The sequence below is a fragment of the Frigoribacterium sp. CFBP 13712 genome (assembly GCF_014842255.1).
Lineage (GTDB): Bacteria > Actinomycetota > Actinomycetes > Actinomycetales > Microbacteriaceae > Frigoribacterium.
In genome coordinates, this window is sequence record NZ_JACYVH010000004.1 from 104,035 (window position 1) to 122,658 (window position 18,624).

13 protein-coding genes and 1 tRNA gene are annotated in these 18,624 nt (G+C 71.8%); 5 read left to right on the forward strand and 9 right to left on the reverse strand.

The annotated features are described in order from the left end of the window. Positions 1-123 precede the first annotated feature (123 nt). Complete coding sequence (locus tag IFT51_RS08855) at positions 124-375, forward strand: hypothetical protein (protein ID WP_192060724.1); 252 nt, start codon at positions 124-126, stop codon at positions 373-375. Between the two features lie 190 nt (positions 376-565). On the opposite strand, the gene glgX is transcribed toward IFT51_RS08855, so the two are convergent. Then, positions 566-2,614 carry a glycogen debranching protein GlgX gene (gene glgX / locus IFT51_RS08860; protein WP_192060725.1) on the reverse strand — a complete coding sequence of 683 codons (2,049 nt, stop codon included), beginning with the start codon at positions 2,612-2,614 and terminating at the stop codon, positions 566-568. A gap of 376 nt (positions 2,615-2,990) precedes the next feature. Here glgX and IFT51_RS08865 point away from each other — a divergent pair, with 376 nt between their 5' ends. Continuing rightward, positions 2,991-4,040, forward strand: a complete 1,050-nt coding sequence (locus IFT51_RS08865) for a hypothetical protein (protein WP_192060726.1) — start codon at positions 2,991-2,993, stop codon at positions 4,038-4,040. A 197-nt stretch (positions 4,041-4,237) separates the two neighbouring features. Here IFT51_RS08865 and IFT51_RS08870 read toward each other — a convergent pair whose 3' ends face one another. From IFT51_RS08870 to IFT51_RS08895, 6 genes are all read right to left on the reverse strand, one after another. Next, positions 4,238-6,229, reverse strand: coding sequence for an amino acid transporter (locus tag IFT51_RS08870; RefSeq protein ID WP_192060727.1), 1,992 nt, complete (start codon positions 6,227-6,229; stop codon positions 4,238-4,240). Between the two features lie 99 nt (positions 6,230-6,328). Then, a complete protein-coding gene (locus IFT51_RS08875) occupies positions 6,329-7,027 on the reverse strand; it encodes a response regulator (protein WP_192060728.1) in 699 nt (232 codons plus the stop codon). Further along, on the reverse strand, positions 7,024-9,588 hold the full coding sequence (locus IFT51_RS08880) for an ATP-binding protein (protein WP_192060729.1): 2,565 nt from the start codon (positions 9,586-9,588) through the stop codon (positions 7,024-7,026). The genes IFT51_RS08875 and IFT51_RS08880 overlap by 4 nt, the downstream gene beginning before the upstream one ends. 138 nt (positions 9,589-9,726) lie before the next feature. Beyond that, positions 9,727-9,816, reverse strand: a tRNA-Ser gene (locus IFT51_RS08885). A 364-nt stretch (positions 9,817-10,180) separates the two neighbouring features. Beyond that, a complete protein-coding gene (locus tag IFT51_RS08890; RefSeq protein WP_192060730.1) occupies positions 10,181-11,905 on the reverse strand; it encodes a glycoside hydrolase family 13 protein in 1,725 nt (574 codons plus the stop codon). 254 nt (positions 11,906-12,159) lie between these two features. Next, positions 12,160-12,804 (reverse strand): TetR/AcrR family transcriptional regulator, encoded by a 645-nt coding sequence (locus IFT51_RS08895; protein WP_192060731.1) that lies wholly within the window; start codon positions 12,802-12,804, stop codon positions 12,160-12,162. Positions 12,805-12,855: 51 nt separating this feature from the next. Between IFT51_RS08895 and IFT51_RS08900 the strand changes: the two genes are divergently transcribed. After that, complete coding sequence (locus IFT51_RS08900) at positions 12,856-13,329, forward strand: GNAT family N-acetyltransferase (RefSeq protein WP_192060732.1); 474 nt, start codon at positions 12,856-12,858, stop codon at positions 13,327-13,329. Positions 13,330-13,911: 582 nt separating this feature from the next. Here the strand turns inward: IFT51_RS08900 and IFT51_RS08905 are convergent. After that, a complete protein-coding gene (locus IFT51_RS08905) occupies positions 13,912-15,270 on the reverse strand; it encodes a mannosyltransferase family protein (RefSeq protein WP_192060733.1) in 1,359 nt (452 codons plus the stop codon). Positions 15,271-15,399: 129 nt separating this feature from the next. Between IFT51_RS08905 and IFT51_RS08910 the strand changes: the two genes are divergently transcribed. Continuing rightward, on the forward strand, positions 15,400-16,353 hold the full coding sequence (locus IFT51_RS08910; protein WP_192060734.1) for a manganese catalase family protein: 954 nt from the start codon (positions 15,400-15,402) through the stop codon (positions 16,351-16,353). A 65-nt stretch (positions 16,354-16,418) separates the two neighbouring features. Here the strand turns inward: IFT51_RS08910 and IFT51_RS08915 are convergent, their stop codons facing one another. Then, complete coding sequence (locus IFT51_RS08915) at positions 16,419-16,982, reverse strand: TetR family transcriptional regulator (RefSeq protein ID WP_192060735.1); 564 nt, start codon at positions 16,980-16,982, stop codon at positions 16,419-16,421. A 98-nt stretch (positions 16,983-17,080) separates the two neighbouring features. Between IFT51_RS08915 and IFT51_RS08920 the strand changes: the two genes are divergently transcribed. Beyond that, positions 17,081-18,544: an MFS transporter gene (locus tag IFT51_RS08920; RefSeq protein ID WP_197981942.1), complete on the forward strand. Its 1,464-nt coding sequence runs from the start codon at positions 17,081-17,083 to the stop codon at positions 18,542-18,544. Positions 18,545-18,624: the final 80 nt, after the last annotated feature.

The window sequence follows — 18,624 nt, forward strand, 5'->3', positions numbered from 1 at the left end:
AGGGACACCAGAAATGAGTTGAACCATGATCTCCACCCCCGATTCGATCTCCTCCCCCGCCGTCCTCGACCTGGCCGAGACCCAGCCGCTCGACCTGGCCGCCCTCTTCGCGGCGGACGCCCGATGAGCGCCGCATCCCTCGAGCGCCTCTCGCACGAGGCGCTGGTCGCGCACATCCGCAGCCGTGTCGACACGTCGAGCGAGAGCTTCTACCGCCGCGAGGTCGGCGTCTCGGCCGTGCGCATCACCGCGTACCCGAAGCGCCGCCGCGCCTCCACCGCGCTCGCCTCGCAGCCCGAGACGCCCGCCGCCTCGAGCGAGCCCACCTACGCCGACTTCCTGCGCGGCACCCGGTCGGAGCTCGCCTCCGCCTGACCCCGCACGACACGAAGGGCCCATTCCGCCGACCGGCGGCGCGGGCCCTTCTGCGTGTCGGCCTCCGACGTCGCTACGACCGCCCTCGGAGGCCGGACCGCGCCTCCTGAACCGCCAGGTCGCGACGTGCGGGCGGCACCGGCACCGCGCCTCCTGACCGGCGGCCGAGGAGGCGCGGTGCGGCACGTGCCTAGGAGGCGCGGCTCCGCAGCAGGGTGAAGCTCGCGTCGCGGACGAGCAGCGTCGTGACGGCGCCCTCGACCTGCTGGCCGGGGTCGCTCGACAGCGCGAGCTCCCACTCGCCGTGGGGCGCGTCGGGCACGTTGAACTCGACGACGGCCGTCGAGCCGTTGACGAGGTAGGCGAACGCGTCGGCGTCCTTGTGGGTCAGCACGAACGTGATCGCCTTGTTCTCGCCCTGCTGCCAGTCGCCGCTCGTGAACGAGTGGTCGTCGGCGCGACGCACCTGCACGTGGTCGTCGCTCTCGACCTCGGGCGCGTAGCGGAACCAGTCGGGGCGGAGGGCCGGATTCTCGCGGCGGAGCGTGATGAGCTCGGTCGTGAACGCGAGCAGGTCGCGGTCGGCGCGCTCCCAGTCGAACCACGAGATCTCGCTGTCCTGGCAGTAGGCGTTGTTGTTGCCGCCCTGGCTGCGGGCGATCTCGTCACCGCCGAGGATCATCGGGACCCCGGCGCTGACCAGCAGCGTGCCGAGGAAGTTGCGGCGCTGACGGTCGCGGTACTCGTTCACCGCGGGGTCGTCGGTCGGGCCCTCGGCGCCGCCGTTGAACGACTTGTTGTCGCTCTCGCCGTCCTGGCTGTCCTCGCCGTTCTCCTCGTTGTGCTTCTCGGCGTAGCTCGTCAGGTCGGCGAGCGTGAAGCCGTCGTGCGCGGTGACGAAGTTGACGCTCGACAGCGGCGACCGGCGGTCGGCCTCGTAGACGTCGGGGCTGCCGAGCACGCGGTCGGAGAACGTCGACAGCACGCCGGGCTCGCCGTTCCAGAACTCGCGGACGTCGTCGCGGAACTTGCCGTTCCACTCCGACCAGTCGGCCGGGAACCCGCCCACCTGGTAGCCGGCGGTGTCCCACGGCTCGGCGATCATCTTGACGCTTCGCAGCACCGGGTCCTGGTGGATCAGCGTCAGGAACGCGCTGTGCTCGCTGGCCTCGCCGCCCTGACGGGTCAGCGTCGTCGCGAGATCGAAGCGGAAGCCGTCGACGTGCATCTCGGTGACCCAGTAGCGCAGGCTGTCCATGATCAGACCGAGAGCGGCGGGGTGGCTGACATTCAGGCTGTTGCCGGTGCCGGTGGTGTCGAAGTAGTTGCCCTCGTCGCCCTCGACCAGGCGGTAGTAGGCGGCGTTGTCGATGCCCTTGAACGAGATGGTCGGGCCCATGTGGTTGCCCTCGGCGGTGTGGTTGTAGACGACGTCCATCCACACCTCGAGACCGGCCGCGTGCAGGTCCTTGACCATCTGCTTGAACTCCGCCACCTGACCGCCGCGGGTGCCGGCGGCCTTCGAGGCGTACTCGTCGTGCGGGGCGAAGAATCCGATGGAGTTGTAGCCCCAGTAGTTGCGGAGGCCCTTCTCCTCGAGGTGGCTGTCCTGCACGAACTGGTGCGTCGGCAGCAGCTCGACCGCGGTGACGCCGAGGTCGGTGAAGTGCTTGATCGCGGCCGGGTGACCCATGCCGGCGTAGGTGCCGCGGATCTCCTCGGGCACGTCGGGGTGCTGCTTCGTGAAGCCCTTGACGTGGACCTCGTAGACGACGGTGTCCTCCATCGGCGTCAGCGGGCGCTCGTCGTCGCCCCAGTCGAAGTCGCGGTCGGCGATGACGTTGCGCGGCATGGCGGGGGCCGAGTCGGTGTCGTCGCGCGTCTCGGGCTCGTTCATGTCGTGGCCGAAGACGGCCTGACCCCAGTCGAACGTGCCGTCGAGGGCGGTCGCGTAGGGGTCGAGCAGCAGCTTGTTCTCGTTGTGGCGGACGCCGTTCGCAGGGTCCCAGGGGCCTGCGACACGGAGGCCGTAGCGCGAGCCGACCCGCGCCTCCTCGACCACGGTGTGGAACACGTGACCGGTGCGGGCGTCGAGCTCGAAGCGCGTCTCGGTGCCGGCGTCGTCGAAGAGGCAGAACCAGATGCGGTCGGCGGTCTCGGAGTACACGGCGACGTGCGCGCCGCCTTCGGGCAGCGGGGTGACGCCGAGGGGGTAGGGCAGGGAGCGGGGATCGGTCATTGATCCAGATGTACAGCAGCGGCGCGCGCGAGGGCCAAGCTGAGCGGTCGGGCCGCCCGCCGTACCCCGCGCTGCCCTGCCGCCCCGGCCCGCGCCCTGCCGCCCCGGCCCGCGCCCTGCCGCCCCGGCCCGCGCCTGCGCCGCGCCACCCCGCCCTGCCACCCAGCCCCCCCCCGCCCCGCCCCGCCCCGCCCCAGCGATGAACCGCGTTCGCGAAGATGAACTGCGATCTATCGCGGTTCATCTTCGCGAACGCGGTTCATCGCGGCTCACAGGCCGACGAGACGACTCCTCCACACCGGCGTTCCGCCCCTCTCGGTACACAGCCCAGGAGGCGCGAGCCGGCCTGGCGACTCCGGGTCGCCACGATCGGTGCATGACCCCGACAGACCCCCGCCGCTGCCCGATCGTCTACGCCGCCGGCCATGGCGCCGGGACGCGAGAGCAGCGGCGCCTCCAGCTGAGTGCGCTGCGAGGCGATCTCATCCGCATCCACAGGGGCGTCTACGTCGCAGCAGACGTCTGGAGCGGACTCGACGCGCGCGGACGGCATGTGGTCCTCACCCGAGCCGTGACCGCCGGCCTCGACGAACGGTGCGTCATCGGACACCACACCGCCGCGGCCGTATGGGGCCTGCCTCGCGTGCACGACGACTACGGCGACGTGGTGACCGTGTTCGACCCGAGACGCTCGACGACCAGCAGGTCCACGCACCTCCTGCGGCGTCCCGGCATGGTGACACCCGACGACCAGGTCGTGGATGATGGGCTGCGGCTCACGACCATCGAACGGACCGCGGTCGACGTCGCACGGACGGCGTCGTTCGCCGACGCGGTGCTCTGCGTCGACGCCGTCCTGCGGCGGCTCGTCCTGCCCCACGTCGATCGACCACTGGACCCGGTGGTCGTCCGAGCCCTCGATTCGCGGCGAGCCGATCTGCTCGGCCGGTTGGGCCCTCCGTCGCATCCCGGCAACCGCTCTGCGCGACGCGTCCTCGAATTCGCGTCGCCCCTGGCCGAGAGCGCCGGGGAGTCGTTGTTGCGCGTCGTCCTGTTCGAACTGGGCCTGTCGCACGTCGAGCTGCAACGGGTCTGCAGAGATCGGGGCCGCTTCGCCGGGCGATGCGACGCCTTCCTGGCCGAGCTCGGAGTGGCCATCGAGTTCGACGGCCACGCCAAGCTGACCGACCCCGAGATGCTGCAGGGACGGCGACCGGCAGACGTCCTGCGGGAGCGGAGTCGGCGGGACCGGCGCCTCCTCGGTGACCCTGCGATCCGCGTCGTCGTGCACTGCGAGTACATCGACCTCGTCCAGCCCGAGAGGCTCGTCGGACTGCTTCGTTCAGCCGGGGTGCCGCTCGACCCTCGTCGCGTGACCGCCGCCGCTCGCATCGCCCGTCGGCGCTTCACGGGCATGACGTCATGAACCGCGTTCGCGAAGATGAACTGCGATCTATCGCGGTTCATCTTCGCGAACGCGGTTTATCGCGGGGCGGGGCGGGGCGGGGCGAGCCGGGGCGGGGCGAGCCGGGGCGGGGCGAGCCGGGGCGGGGCGAGCCGGGGTGGGGCGAGCGAGGCGGGGCCGGGCCGGGGCGTGGCGAGCGCAGAGCGCCTCGCGCGGGGCTAGCTGACGTGCACGTCGGGGCGGCGCGAGCGGTGCGGCTCGGCCTGGCGCAGGACCTCGCGGGTGACGGGTGCGACCTCGCCGGCGCCCGTCACCAGGAACCTCCCCATGTTCGACAACGGGCTGCCCTCGGTCCACTCGAAGTAGATGTCGGGCACGACGCCCGTCTCGTCGCGGATCGCCAGCAGCACCGACGCGATCGTGTTCGGCACCGCGCCGCTCGTCACACGCAGCACCCGGTACCCGTGCACGACGCAGCCGGTGACGACGAGGTCCTCCTCGAAGTCCGACGAGTCGCCGGGGTGCACCTCCAGGAAGATGACCGGCGAGCGCTGCGGGATGCCGCTGTACCGCCGCTCAGCGCTGAGCTTCTTCTTGTAGATCTCGGCGACCTCTCGCCCCGGCTCGTGCGCGATCACGCGGATCGACCCGTACTCGTCGGCGTCCTCGCGCACGTACCCGAGCGCGGTGTCGTCGAACGAGATCGAAGTCGCCCGCAGCTGGAACGACCGGCGCACCCGCGAGAACAGCGACACGGCCATGATGCCCACGATGAAGATCGCCGCGATCTTGACGCCGTCGGGCCGCTCGACGACGTTGACGATGGTCGTGTAGACGAAGACCAGGGCGATGGCGCCGAAGCCGATCGTGCGCTTCGACTGGCGTGCGCGCCGAGCCGACAGGGTGACCGCGACGGAGGCGCTGGTGATCAGCACGAGCACCCCCGTCGCGTAGGCCCCGCCCTGGGCGTCGACGTCGGCGTCGAACACGATGGTGATGATGAACGCCACGACGGTGAAGACGAGCACGAGCGGGCGCACCGCGCGCGCCCACTGCGGCGCCATGCCGTAGCGGGGCAGGTACCTCGGCACGAGGTTCAGCAGGCCGGCCATGGCCGAGGCCCCGGCGAACCACAGGATGCAGATGGTGCTGATGTCGTAGATCGTGCCGAAGCCGTTACCGAGGTACTCGTGCGCGAGGTAGGCCAGTGCGCGGCCGTTCGCCGCGCCTCCTGCCTGGAACTGCTCTTGAGGGATCAGCAGGGTCGTGACGAAGCTCGACAGGATGAGGAACGAGCTCATGATGATCGCCGCGGTGGTCAGCAGGCGGCGGGCGCCGCGGATGCGACCTGTGGGTCGCTCGGCGGTGTCGGTCGCGTCGCCGGTGATCTGCGGCATGACGGCGACGCCGGTCTCGAATCCGGAGAGGCCGAGCGCGAGCTTCGGGAACACGATCAACGCGATCCCTACCATCACCAGAGGGTTGCCGTGCTGCACCGTGAGCGCCTGCCACCAGTTGCCGATCACGACGGTGTTCTCGGCGACATGGAAGATCGACACCGCGATGACGACGAGGTTCAGCGTCAGGAACACCCCGACGAGCACCACGGCGATGCCGATCGCCTCCTTGAACCCGCGGAGGAACACGGCGGCCAGCAGCGCGATCAGGAACAGCGTGATCGGCACCTCCGCCCCGTGGAACCACTCGGGCGTGAACGGGTTCTCGACGGCGTGGGCGGTCGCGTCGGCAGCCGACAGCGTGATGGTGATCATGAAGTCCGTCGCCGCGAAGCCCAGCAGCACCAGCACGAACAGCTTGCCGCCCCACCAGGGCAGCAGCCGCTCGAGCATCGCGATCGAGCCCTCGCCGCGGGGGCTCTCGCGGGCGACCCGGCGATAGACGGGCAGCGCGCCGAGCAGCGTGAGCGCGATGAGCACGATGGTCGCCAACGGCGACAGCAGACCGGCGGCGACCGCGGCGATGGCGGGCTGGTATCCGAGGGTCGAGAAGTAGTCGACGCCGGTCAGGCACATGACGCGCCACCACGAATGCGTCTTCTCGACCTTCTCGGCGTGGGGCCCCTGGTGGGCGCCCGAGTTCTCGGTCAGCCCGTCGAGCAGCCAGTTCCGGAGGCGCGAGTCATCCGGTCGCGTCGGCTGCGGTTCGAGCGCATCGCCGTCGCGACCGCTTCTCTCAGACACTGTGGACACGGCGGACCCTCCGATCGCACGCTCCGAGGCCGAAGCACGCGTGATCACACGTTAGGCGTGCGATCGGCTGCTCAGAGGGGCTCGAGCGTAGGGATTCCGTTAGGACTGCGGTTCGTCGGGTTCGAAGCGGTAGCCCATGCCGAGCACGGTCACGAGGTAGCGGGGCGACGCGGGCACGGGCTCGAGCTTCTTGCGCAGCTGGGCGAAGTAGAGGCGGAGGTAGCCGGTGTCCTTCGCGTGGAACGGGCCCCAGACCTGCGTGAGGATCGTCTCGCGCGTGATCAGCTTGCCCGGGCTGTGCAGCAGCAGCTCGACGATCTTCCACTCGGTCGGGGTGAGCCGCACCGGCTCGCGGTTCGCGCCCCGCTCGACGGTCTTCGCCGACAGGTCGACGCGCACGTCGCCGAACGTCGTCACCGGATGCTCGTCGTCGGCTCCGCTCGGCAGCCGCCGGGTCTGCGCCCGGATGCGCGCCAGCAGCTCCTCCATGGCGAACGGCTTCGTCACGTAGTCGTCGGCTCCGGCGTCGAGCGCCTCGACCTTGTCGGCCGCGTCGGTGCGACCCGAGACGACGAGGATCGGCACGGTCGACCAGCCGCGCAGCCCCGCGATGACCTCGACGCCGTCGAGACGGGGCATCCCGAGGTCGAGCATCACGAGATCGGGGTGCTCGGTGGCGGCCAGGTCGAGGGCCGTCCGGCCGTCGCCCGCGGTGACGATCTCGTAGCCGCGCGCGCCGAGGGTGACCTTCAGCGCCCGCAGGATCTGCGGGTCGTCGTCGGCGATCAGGATCTTCACGGTGCCTCCTCGCCGACCGTAGCCGATGCGGTCGACCCGACCCGCGCCTCCGGCGTAGGGATTCCGTGAGGATGCGCGACGGAGACCGCGGCGAGCGACACCACCATGGTCAGACCGCCGCCCGGGGTGTCGTCGAGCGACAGCGTGCCGCCCATCGCCTCGACGAAGCCCTTGCTGAGCGCGAGACCGAGACCGAGACCCGCGGCGTTGTCGGTGTCGCCGAGTCGCTGGAACGCCACCATGATCTCGTCGCGCCGATCGGCCGGCACACCCGGCCCACGGTCGACGACCCGGATCTCGACGCGGCCGCCGAAGACGCTCGACGAGATCCGCACCCGCTCGCCCGCAGGCGAGTAGCGCAGCGCGTTGTCGAGCAGGTTGACCAGCACGCGCTGCAGCAGCACGGTGTCGGCGCGCACCGGCGGCACCGCGACACGGAGCGAGAGCTCGACGTCGACGGGGCCGAGCCCCAGCTCGTCGAGGGCGCCCATCACGACCTCGTCGACGTCGACGTCGGCCGGGGTGACGGCCAGAGCGCCCGCCTGCACCCGACTGACGTCGAGCAGGTTCGTCACGAGGGTCGAGAGCGAGTCGAGACTCTCGTGCGCGGTCGACAGCAGCTCGTCGCGGTCGGCGTCGCTCCAGCGCACGTCGCTCTGACGCAGCCCGCTGACGGCCGCCGTCGCCGCGGCGAGCGGTCGGCGCAGGTCGTGTCCGACGGCCGCGAGCAGGGCGCTGCGCATCCGGTCGACCTCGGCGAGCGGCCCGACCTCGCCGGCCGTTCGGCTGAGGGCGGAGTGCTCGAGCGCCGCCTCGACCTGCGCCGCGACCACGCCGAGCAGACGCCGGTCGGCCGCGGTGACGTCGCCGGTCACCTCGAGAGCGGTCCCGTCGCCCACCGGGAGGCGCGTGACCGGGCCGACCACCGCCTCCTGCCCGGTGCTCTGCAGCTCCCGCTCCCCCGAGCCCGAGTCGGTCACGATGCGCACACGGCTGAGCCCGAAGGCCTCGCGGGTGCGCGTGATGACCGCCTGCAGCGCCCCCTCGCCGCGGATCACGCTGCCAGCGATCGTCGCCAGCAGCTCGGTCTCGGCGAGGGCACGGGCCGCCGCCCGCGATCGCCGCGCGGCCTGGTCGACGACCCAGCTGACCAGCGTCGCATTGACGAGATAGAGCACGACCGCCAGCAGATGCAGCGGTTGAGCGATGGTCAGGCTGTAGATCGGGGCGATGAAGTAGACGTCGAGGATGATGCCCGACAGCAGCCCCGCGAACAGCGCCGGCCAGAGACCGCCGGTCACCGCGACGACGAGCACGAGCAGCTGGAGGAGGAGGACGTCGCCGGCGATGCCGTCCTCCGTCCGGTTGTTCGTCAGCAGCCAGGTGAGCAGCGGCCCTCCCGCGAGAGCGAGCACGAAACCGGCGATCACCCGGCGGGGCGAGAGGGCGCCGCCGAGCCGCGGCAGGCGCGATCGACCGCCCGCAGCCGAGTGGGTGACGATGTGCACGTCGATCCGACCCGACTCGCGGATCACCGTCGCCCCGATGCCGGGGCCGGTGAGCGCCGTGGCGAGACGCCCGCGACGACTGACCCCGATCACGAGCTGCGACGCGTTCGACGCCCGGGCGAAGTCGACGAGGGCGCGCGGCACGTCCGAGCCGACGACCTGGTGGTACGTGCCCCCGGCCTTCTCGACCAGGGCGCGTTGGGCCGCGAGGGCGCCGGGCTCGCCCTGCGCCAGGCCGTCCGGGCTGCTGACGTGCACGGCGATCAGCTCGCCGCCCGACGACCTCGCGGCGACGCGCGCGGCCCGCCGGATGAGCGTCTCGCCCTCGGGCCCGCCGGTGAGCGCGACGACGATGCGCTCGCGCGCCTCCCAGTGGCTGTCGATGCCGTGCTCGTCGCGGTAGGCCTTGAGCGCGCTGTCGACCTCGTCGGCGAGCCAGAGCAGGGCCAGCTCGCGAAGGGCCGTGAGGTTGCCGAGCCGGAAGTAGTTCGACAGCGCCGCGTCGACCCGGTTCGCGGGGTAGACGTCGCCGGCCGCCAACCGGTCGCGGAGCGCCTGCGGGGCGAGGTCGACGACCTCCACCTGATCGGCGGAGCGGAGAACCGCGTCGGGCACGGTCTCGCGCTGCCGCGCACCCGTGATCTCCTCGACGACGTCGCCGAGCGACTCGATGTGCTGCACGTTGACCGTCGACACGACGTCGATGCCCGCGTCGAGCAGGGCCCGCACGTCGTGCCAGCGCTTCTCGTTCGTCGAGCCGGGGGCGTTCGTGTGCGCGAGCTCGTCGACCAGCGCCAGCTCGGGTCGCCGCGCGAGCACCGCCTCGAGGTCCATCTCGTCGAGCACGACGCCCCGGTACGTCCGCACGCTGCGCGGGACCACCTCGAGGTCGCGGATCATGGCCTGCGTCGCCGCACGCCCGTGGGTCTCGACGACGGCCACGACCACGTCCCTGCCCTCGGCGGCGAGCCGCGCGCCCTCCTCGAGCATCGTGTACGTCTTGCCCACCCCGGGCGCGGCCCCGAGCAGCACCCTCAACCGACCGTGCGTCATGCGGCCAGCATCGCACCTCCGGCGGTGCGGGCGGTGCGGGCCGGTGCGGGCTGCGATCAGCGCAGCGCAGGCATCGCGGGGGAAAAGCGAAGGACCCCGTGAACTGATCTGGCGAGATCACAACTCAACGGGGTCCAGCGGAGCCGGTGGGATTTGAACCCACGGTTCCCACAAAGGGAACTCCACCTTAGCAGGGTGGTGCACTAGGCCGAACTATGCGACGGCTCCATCACGCGCCGCAGAGCGAACGCGCTTCGGAAAGCATACCCGGAGTCGGAGTGGATGCCGAACCGCGCCTCCTCGGCGATGTCACGGCACCCGCGGCGGTGGATTCACCCGTCTATTCCCCGTTCCGACGGGTGCATCGATTTTGTCCCCCCAACGGCGGACCAATAAAGTACCCCTTGCTGCCTTGCGGTGCCGCACCTGATCCCGGCACCGCAGGGCTTCATGTGTGCCGGTTCGGGCCGCCGCATGAATCCCCGATCGCCCCGCCGAGCTGGTTACTCGTCGGGGCGATCTCTTCTCCGCACCGGAGGCCCACCGAGGAGGCGCGGGTCGAGGAGGCGCGGGTCGAGGAGGCGCGGGTCGCCTACGCCCGCAGCCAGACCGCCGTCTCGCCCGGCAGCACCGCGTCGGCACCGCTGCCAGGGCCCTCGCCGGCGTCACCCAGCGGGCCGCTCGCGACGAGCACCTCGCCGGTCGGCATCGCCACAGGGGTCGGGCCGAAGTTGCAGACGACGTGCCAGCCGCCGGGGCGGGAGAAGTGCAGCACCTGAGGCTCCGCACCGGCCACGGCACCGGTGTCGGCCACCGCCTCCCAGGTCAGGGTCTCGTCGGTCTGCAGCTCGCGCCGCGCCGCGAGCGCCGCGCGGTAGAGAGACAGGGTCGAGGTCGGGTCGCCCTCCTCGGCCTCGACCGAGAAGTCGCGGAACCACGTCGGCTGCGGCAGGTGCGCCGGGCCGGGGCCGAAGCCGAACGACTCGCCCGTGCGCTCCCACGGCAGCGGCACGCGGCAGCCGTCGCGACCGACGTCGACGCCCGGGTTGCGGAAGAACGCCGGGTCCTGGCGCTGCGACTCGGGGATGTCGCCGACCTCGGGCAGCCCGAGCTCCTCGCCCTGGTAGACGTAGGCCGAGCCCGGCAGACCGAGCATGAAGAGCGACGCCGCCCGCGCGCGCCGCAGACCGCGCTCGGCGTCGACCTCGGAGGCGTCGCCTCCGGCGAGCAGCCACTCGGCGCCCTGCTTGATCTCGCGCCCGGCGAGGGGCGGCAGACCGTAACGGGTCGGGTGACGCACCACGTCGTGGTTCGAGAACACCCACGTGGTCGACGACCCCGACTCGTCGGCCGCCTTGAGGTTGTACGTGATGATGTCGTGGAACGCCGTGGCGTCGAAGTCGGCCTCGAGCAGGTCGAAGTTGAACGCCTGGCCGAGACCCTCGGCGCTGGCGTAGCGGGCGCGACGCGACGGCTCGACCCAGGCCTCGGCCACGGCCGTGCGGGGCGGATCGTACGAGTCGAAGACCTCGCGCCACGTGGCGTAGATCTCGTGCACCTCGTCGCGATCCCACACCGGGTGGTCGCCGTCGGCCTTCGGCAGGGCGTCGAGCTCGGCCTTCGAGGGCAGCACCTCGGGCAGGCTCTTGGCGAGACCGTGGGCGACGTCGACACGGAACCCGTCGACACCGCGATCCGACCAGAACCGCAGCGTCGTCAGGAAGTCCTCGCGCACCTCCTCGTTGTCCCAGTCCCAGTCGGGCTGTTCGCTCGCGAACGAGTGCAGGTACCACTGACCGTCGGCGACGCGGGTCCAGGCCGGGCCGCCGAAGATCGAGGTCCAGTCCGACGGCGGCAGCTCGCCGTCCTCGCCGAGACCGTCGCGGAAGATGTAGCGGGCACGGGCCGGCGAGCCGGCGGGCGCCGCCAGGGCCTCCTGGAACCAGACGTGCCGGTCGGAGGAGTGGTTCGGCACGAGGTCGACGATCACCTTGATGCCGGCGCCGTGCAGCGCCGTGATCATCTCGTCGAACTGCGCGAGGGTGCCGATCTTCGGATCGACGTCGCGGTAGTCGTCGACGTCGTAGCCGCCGTCGGCGAGGGCAGACGGATAGAACGGGCTGAGCCAGACCGCGTCGACGCCGAGCGTCGTCAGATACGGCACGCGAGCGGTGATGCCGGGCAGGTCGCCGATGCCGTCGCCGTTCGAGTCGGCGAAGCTGCGCGGGTAGATCTGGTAGACGGCTGCCTGGCGCCACCAGGTCGGGTCGTCGGTCAGCAGCTCGGTCGTGGGCGTGGTCTGGAGCGTGTCGGTCATCGTGGAGCGGCGTCCTTTCGTGGGTGGAGCGGTGGGCGCGGGCACGCCGTCGTATCCCGGTTCGCGAACGCGGCGTCGGTGCCGCGGTCCGAGTCGTCCAGGTGTCTGGATTGAGACTCTAGATCGCCGCCCTGGCGGTCGCCGACACGGGCGCGGGCGTTGGCGCTGGCGTGGGCCGGCCGACTCGACTCCGCGCGGCACGGCGCCGTGCGGCTCGACACCAGGCGGTGCTACCCGGGGCAGGCTCGCCGAGCTCAGCCGGGGAGGCGCCGGCCGAGAGCGTCGGACACGGCCCGGTCGAGCACGGCGCGTTGTCGCGCCGGAGGCCATCGCTCGGGATCGCCCGCCGCCAACGACGACACTCCCTCGACCGCTGCGGCGAGCGCGGCAGCCCGCACGGTGACGTCCCCTGCGGCGCCGTCTTCGGTGGCGCCGGATTCGGTGGCGTCGACTTCGGTGGCACGAGCCTCGTCGGCCGCCGTCAGCAGTCGCGCCAGCCGGTCGGCGAAGGCCCCGCTGTTGTCCGCGTGGCGCTCGACCAGCACTGGGTCGCTGAGCGCGGCGGCCAGGAACCCGATCCAGACGCGGGCCTCGGCGAGGGTCGCCTCCTCGGTCGGCAGTGCCGCTGCGACCACGGCCCGCAGCGCCGCCGCCGGGTCGCTCGCGTCGGACTCGACCCTGTCGGCGCGGAGCCTGGTGCGTTCGTGCAGCACATCGCGCGCGTGCAGCAGGAGGGCCTGCTTGTTCGGGAACGTGTGGAGGACGAGCCCCGTCGTGCACCCGGCCCTCTCGGCGACCGCCCGCAGCGTGAGGCCCACGGGCCCCCGGTCGGCGAGCGTCGTGAAGACGGCCTCGGACAGGCGGAGGCGGGTCGCGTCGGTGTCTCGGGTGCGAGGCATGACACACAGCGTAACGCCTGTTACCGTAACGGTCGTCACGAAAGGACGAGCATGACCTGGCAGATCGAGACCATCCCCTTCGACCACCCCGAGGCCGACCAGCTGCGCCGCGCCCAACGCCGCGAGCTCGACGCCCGATACGGCAGCGACGACCACGAACCGGGCGCGGTGCCGACCGCCTCCGACGTCCCGGTGTTCATCGTCGCCCGCGACCCCGACGGTCGGGCGGTCGCCTGCGGCGGCCTCCGCCCGCTCGACGACGCCGTGGTCGGCCCGGACACCGTCGAGATCAAACGCATGTTCGTCGAGCGGACCGCTCGCGGCTCGGGCGTCGCGACCGCCGTGCTGCGGGCGCTCGAAGACGCCGCCCGGGGGCTCGGAGCCCGACGCGTCGTGCTCGAGACCGGCACCCTGCAACCCGACGCGATCCGCTTCTACGAGCGCGAGGGGTACGAGACCATCCCCGGCTTCGGCCCCTACGCCGGCGCCGACCTCTCGGTCTGCTACTCCCGCGACCTGCGCTGATCCCGCGTCGGCAACTCCTGCCTCCTGACGCGCGACACGGCGACACGCGGCACCATCGCACCCAGCACCGCACGGAGCAGGAGTTGCCGACCACCCCACCAGCACCGGCCACCGCGAGCACGCGCGCACCGGAAGTCCCGAGCGCCACGAGCGCCCCGAGCGCCCCGAGCGCCCCGAGCGCACCGTGAGCACCGCGGCCCCCGACACCCCCGCGTCGGCAACTCCTGCCTCCCGTCACGCACCCCGGCGACACGCGGCACCGGCAGCACCCAGCGCCGCACGGAGCAGGAGTTGCCGACCACCCCCGCCGACCCCGCCAGCACGCGCACCCCGAGCATCGCGAGCAACGCCGCCCCCCGACGACCCGGCGCGCGTCGGCAACTCCTGCCCCCTGACGCGCTGGCCGCCCCGACGCGTCGCCCGGGCTCTCGTTCGCGCACGAGTCCGGAGTTGCCGACGGGACTACGCATCCCCAGACCCCGGCCGCCAGCCCAGGGCCAGGCCCAGGCCAGGGCGGGAGCCCGACTCGCGGGTCGTGTCGCACGAGCACCGGCTCCTCAGGGCCGTCGCGCCCGGCCCCCGCTACGGGTACCCGACGAACCAGAGCAGCACCACGGCGACGGGCTGCAGGGCGATGCCGCCGACGAGCAGGGACCTCCGGAGGCGCGGCGACGGTGCGATCGCGGGGTGCCCGAGCAGCGGCGCGATCGGCATGAGCAGCCGCGGCAGACTCTGCTGCGGCAGGAACACCGCCACGAGATACAGCACGTAGGCCGCCGAGTACGACCAGACCTCGATGCCGAGCGACCGGGTCGAGCGACGGGAGAAGAACCACGCGACGGCCGCCAGCACGCCGACCACGACGACCACCCCGGCCACGCCCAGGAAGGTCGTCGCCATCACGAACCACGGCGTCAACGGCGCGAAGTGCTGACGCCCGACGAATCCGACCCACCACGAGAGCTCGGTGTCGAGATAGGCCCCCGACCGCCCGGTGACGACGTCCGCCACGACCGGCCACGCGAGACCCGCCGCCGCCACGACGAGCCCGGTGACGACGAGCGAGACCTGCTCACGCCTCCCGAAACCGTCGCGCGCCGAGTCAGCCCCGGGCGCACCCCGCGCAGCCCGCGCACCCCGCGCAGCCCACGCACCCCGCGCAGCCCACGCACCCCGCGCAGCCCACGCACGCCGCCCAGCCCACGCACCCCAAGCACCCCCCCCCCCCCCCGCACCCCCCGCACCCCGCGCACCCCAAGCACCCCGCACGAAGCGCACGACCCCCGTCACGGCCAGCCCCAGCGCCAGCGCCAGCACGCCGGGCCGGGTGAACGCCGCGACGACGGCGAACGGCATCATCAGCAGGTACCGCCGACGGATCATCATCAGCAGCGCCGCGAAGACGAGCAGCAGCATGAGGCTCTCGGCGTAGGCGACCTGCAGCACGAACGAGGTCGGTCCGAAGCAGAACAGGGCGACGGCCCAGAGGGCGTTCGGGGCGCCGACGGTCTCGGTGACGATGCGGTGCAGGAGGACGGCGGCACCGCCGCCGGCGATGGTGGCGACGACCAGCCCGATGGCGAAGAACGAGTTGCCCGCGAGGTCGACGCCCAGCACGGCGGCGATGCCCCGCACCAGCATCGGGAACACCGGCAGGAACGCCCACGGGTTCGGCTCGACGCGACCCCGCCCGTCGACCGGCAGCTCGGTCGGATACCCCTGCTGCGCGATGGTGCGGTAGAAGCTGGCGTCCCACGAGCCCGAGAACGAGGCGAAGCCCGGGTCGCTGCGATGGCTGGCGAACTCCCACCCGCGGGTCGTCGCGAGCGCGAAGAGCCCGCCCAGCCAGGCGCTCGACACCAGCCGGGACACGGCGTAGAGGCCGAGCACGACGAGTAGGGGCGGAGCCGACCTCACCCGGGTCGCGACGGTCTGCAGCACGCAGCGAGCCTAGGGCGTCGCCGAACGGGGTACGCCTCCGCTGAGAAGCTGGTGCACGACGCCGCGAGACCCCCCGAAGGAGGCGCAGGGTGACCGAGGCGGCACGTGCCGCCACGATCAGGAGGCGACATGTACTTCCACGCACAGACCTGGATCAACGACATCGCCGACGGCGAGCCCGACCCCGCCGCGGCGAACGCGCTGCAGGAGGGCCTCGGCGGCCAGTTCGGCGAGATGCGCACCATGATGCAGTACCTCTTCCAGGCGATGAACTTCCGGGGCGCGGCGGCGAAGCCCTACCGCGACCTCATCCAGGGCATCGGCACGGAGGAGATCAGCCACGTCGAGCTGATCGGCACGACGATCTCGCGCCTGCTCGACGGCAGCCCCGACTACACCGGCAAGCTCACCGACCCGCTCGACACCCCCGGCGCGGGCGGCGCCACCCCGCTGAACATCGCGCTCGACACGGGCAACATCCACCACTACCTGGTCGGAGCGCAGGGAGCTCTGCCGGTCGACTCGGTCGGCAACCCGTGGAGCGGCAGCTACGTCTACAACAGCGGCAACCTGCCCCTCGACCTGCTGTACAACCTCATGCTCGAGTCGACGGGGCGTCTGCAGAAGAGCCGCATCTACGAGATGACCGACAACCCGGTCGCCCGCAAGACGGTCGCATACCTCATCGTCCGCGACCAGGCTCACGAGAACGCCTACGCCAAGGCGCTCGAGACCCTCGGCGTCGACTGGGGCAAGCTGCTGCCGATCCCCAAGACGAACGCCGAGAAGTTCCCCGAGGTGAAGGAGCTGCTCGACCTCGGGCTGCAGAGCAAGCAGTACACGTTCGATCTCGACGGCAAGTCGGAGGCCGGCAAGATCTTCCAGGGCTCGTCGCCGTCGAGCGACGGCACCGAGCTCGTCTCGAACGAGCAGGCACCCCAGGGCGCCCCCTCGACCATCGCGCCCGAGCGCCTCGAGGAGTTCGCGCCGGGACTCGACAAGGATCTGCTGGCGCTCATCCAGCAGACCGCCGAGATGGAGCTCGACGAGATCGAGGGCTTCTACGGACCCACCGCCAAGTAGCCGGCTGCGAGGCCCGCTCCGGGCGTCGGTCGCTCTGCGGCCGACGCCCGAGCTGTGGGGCGGGTCTAGGCCGAGCCGAGGAGGCGCGCGACGGCCTCGCGCACGATCTCGCGCTGCACGGCGCGATCGGGCCCTCCGGCGGCGGCGTGCGGCAGCCCCGGCAGCTGCAGCCACGCCGTCGCGATCGAGAGCACCAGAGCGAAGACGTCGTCGACCGACCACGCCACATCGTCGCCGATGAGGCGATCGAGATGCCCGACGGAGGTGCGCCTCACCTCGTCGAGGACGGCGAACGACGACGCCCAGTCGTGTCGCTGCTCGAGACGGGCCCAGCCGAGCAGACGGTGGTTCTCGGGGTGCTCGACGAGATGATCGTAGATGGCGACCGCGAAGTCGGGCGCGGTGGCGAAGTGCGGGGCGGCGGCGACGCCGAGCTCGGCGAACGAGTGGTTCAGCACCGCGGTGAACAGGGCCTCCTTGTCGCCGAAGTGCGCGTAGAGACGCTCCTTGCTGCAGCCGGCGGCGGCGGCGATGCGGTCGACGCGGGCGCCGGCGAGGCCGTGCTCTGCGAACTCCGCCGTCGACGCCGCGAGGATGCGGCGGCGGGTCTCGTCAGCGTCGTAGGCCATGAGATGACCGTAGCCGCTTACGAGCCAACCAACCAGTAGGTAGTATCGATCCGTCCACGACGGCCGCTCGTCGTGCGGCACCCCGATCCAGGAGAACAGTGACCACCTCAGAAGCAACGCCCGCCACCGGTGCGACCCGCACCGCGCCTCCTTCGCCCCGCCGCTGGTGGGTGCTCGTCATCGTCGGGCTCGCGCAGCTCGTCGTCGTGCTCGACGGCACGATCGTCAACATCGCCCTGCCCCAGGCCCAGGCCGAGCTCGGCCTGAGCGACGAGAACCGCCAGTGGGTCGTCACGGCCTACGCCCTCGCCTTCGGCGCCCTGCTGCTGCTCGGCGGGCGCATCGCCGACTTCTGGGGTCGCAAGCGCACCTTCATCGTCGGCATGATCGGCTTCGGTGCGGCCTCCGCCTTCGGCGGCCTCGTCTCGACCGGCGAGCTGCTCGTCACGGCGCGCGCCCTGCAGGGCGTCTTCGCCGCGCTGCTCGCCCCCGCCGCCCTCGCGGTGCTCACCACCACCTTCGACCGTGGTCGCGAGCGCAACACCGCGTTCGCCGTCTTCGGCGCGATCTCGGGTGCCGGCGCCGCCGTCGGCCTCGTGCTCGGCGGGGTGCTCACCGAGTTCGTCAGCTGGCGCTGGTGCCTGCTCGTCAACGTGCCCATCGTGATCGTGGCCATCGTGGCCGCGGCGCTCGTCGTGCGCGAGAGCAAGGCCGAGGGCGACAACCGCCTCGACGTCGCCGGCACGATCGTCGTCGCGCTGGGGCTCGCCTCGCTCGTCTACGGCTTCACGCAGGCCGAAGACGGCTGGGACTCGGCCGTGGTGATCGGCTTCATCGCGCTCGGCGCCGGGCTGCTCGCCCTGTTCGTGCTGATCCAGAAGCGCAGCGACCACCCCCTCCTGCCGCTCGGCGTGCTCACGAACCGGGTGCGCGGCGGGGCGTTCCTGGTGCAGCTGATCGTCGGCAGCGTCATGATCGGCGCGCTGCTCTACCTGACCTTCCACCTGCAGATCGTGCTCGGCTTCGGCCCGCTCGAGGCCGGTCTCGCGACCCTGCCGATGACCCTCGTCATCATGGTGATGGCCCCGATCCTGACGAAGCTGCTGCCGGTCGTCGGCCCGCGCATCCTCATGATCGTCGGCCCGATCGTGGCCGCGGCCGGCCTGTTCTGGCTGTCGTTCATCACCGTCGACGGCGCCTACGCGACGCATGTGCTGCCCGCGCTGATCGTGATGGGCGTCGGCCTCGCCGGCATCTTCGTGCCGATGCAGAACCTGGCCCTCGCCGGCGTCGCGCCGCACGAGGCCGGCGCCGCGAGCGCCACGTCGAACGCCATGATCCAGATCGGCGGGTCGATCGGACTCGCGGTCTACACGAACCTGTACACCTCGGCCGTGGCCGGCAGCGACCTGCAGGGGCTCGGCGGCCTCGTCGACGGCTACCAGGCCGCCTTCGTCGGGGCCGCGGTCGCCGCCCTCGTGGCCGCGCCGATCAGCTTCTTCATGATCCGCGGCTCGAAAGAGGACCTGCTGCCCTCGGGCCCCGTCGTCCACATGGGCTGACGCCGGACCCGCCTCGCCCTCCTCCGGTCGAGGAGTCATGACACGCCGCGCCTCCTCGGGGGACGCGGCGTGTCGTGACT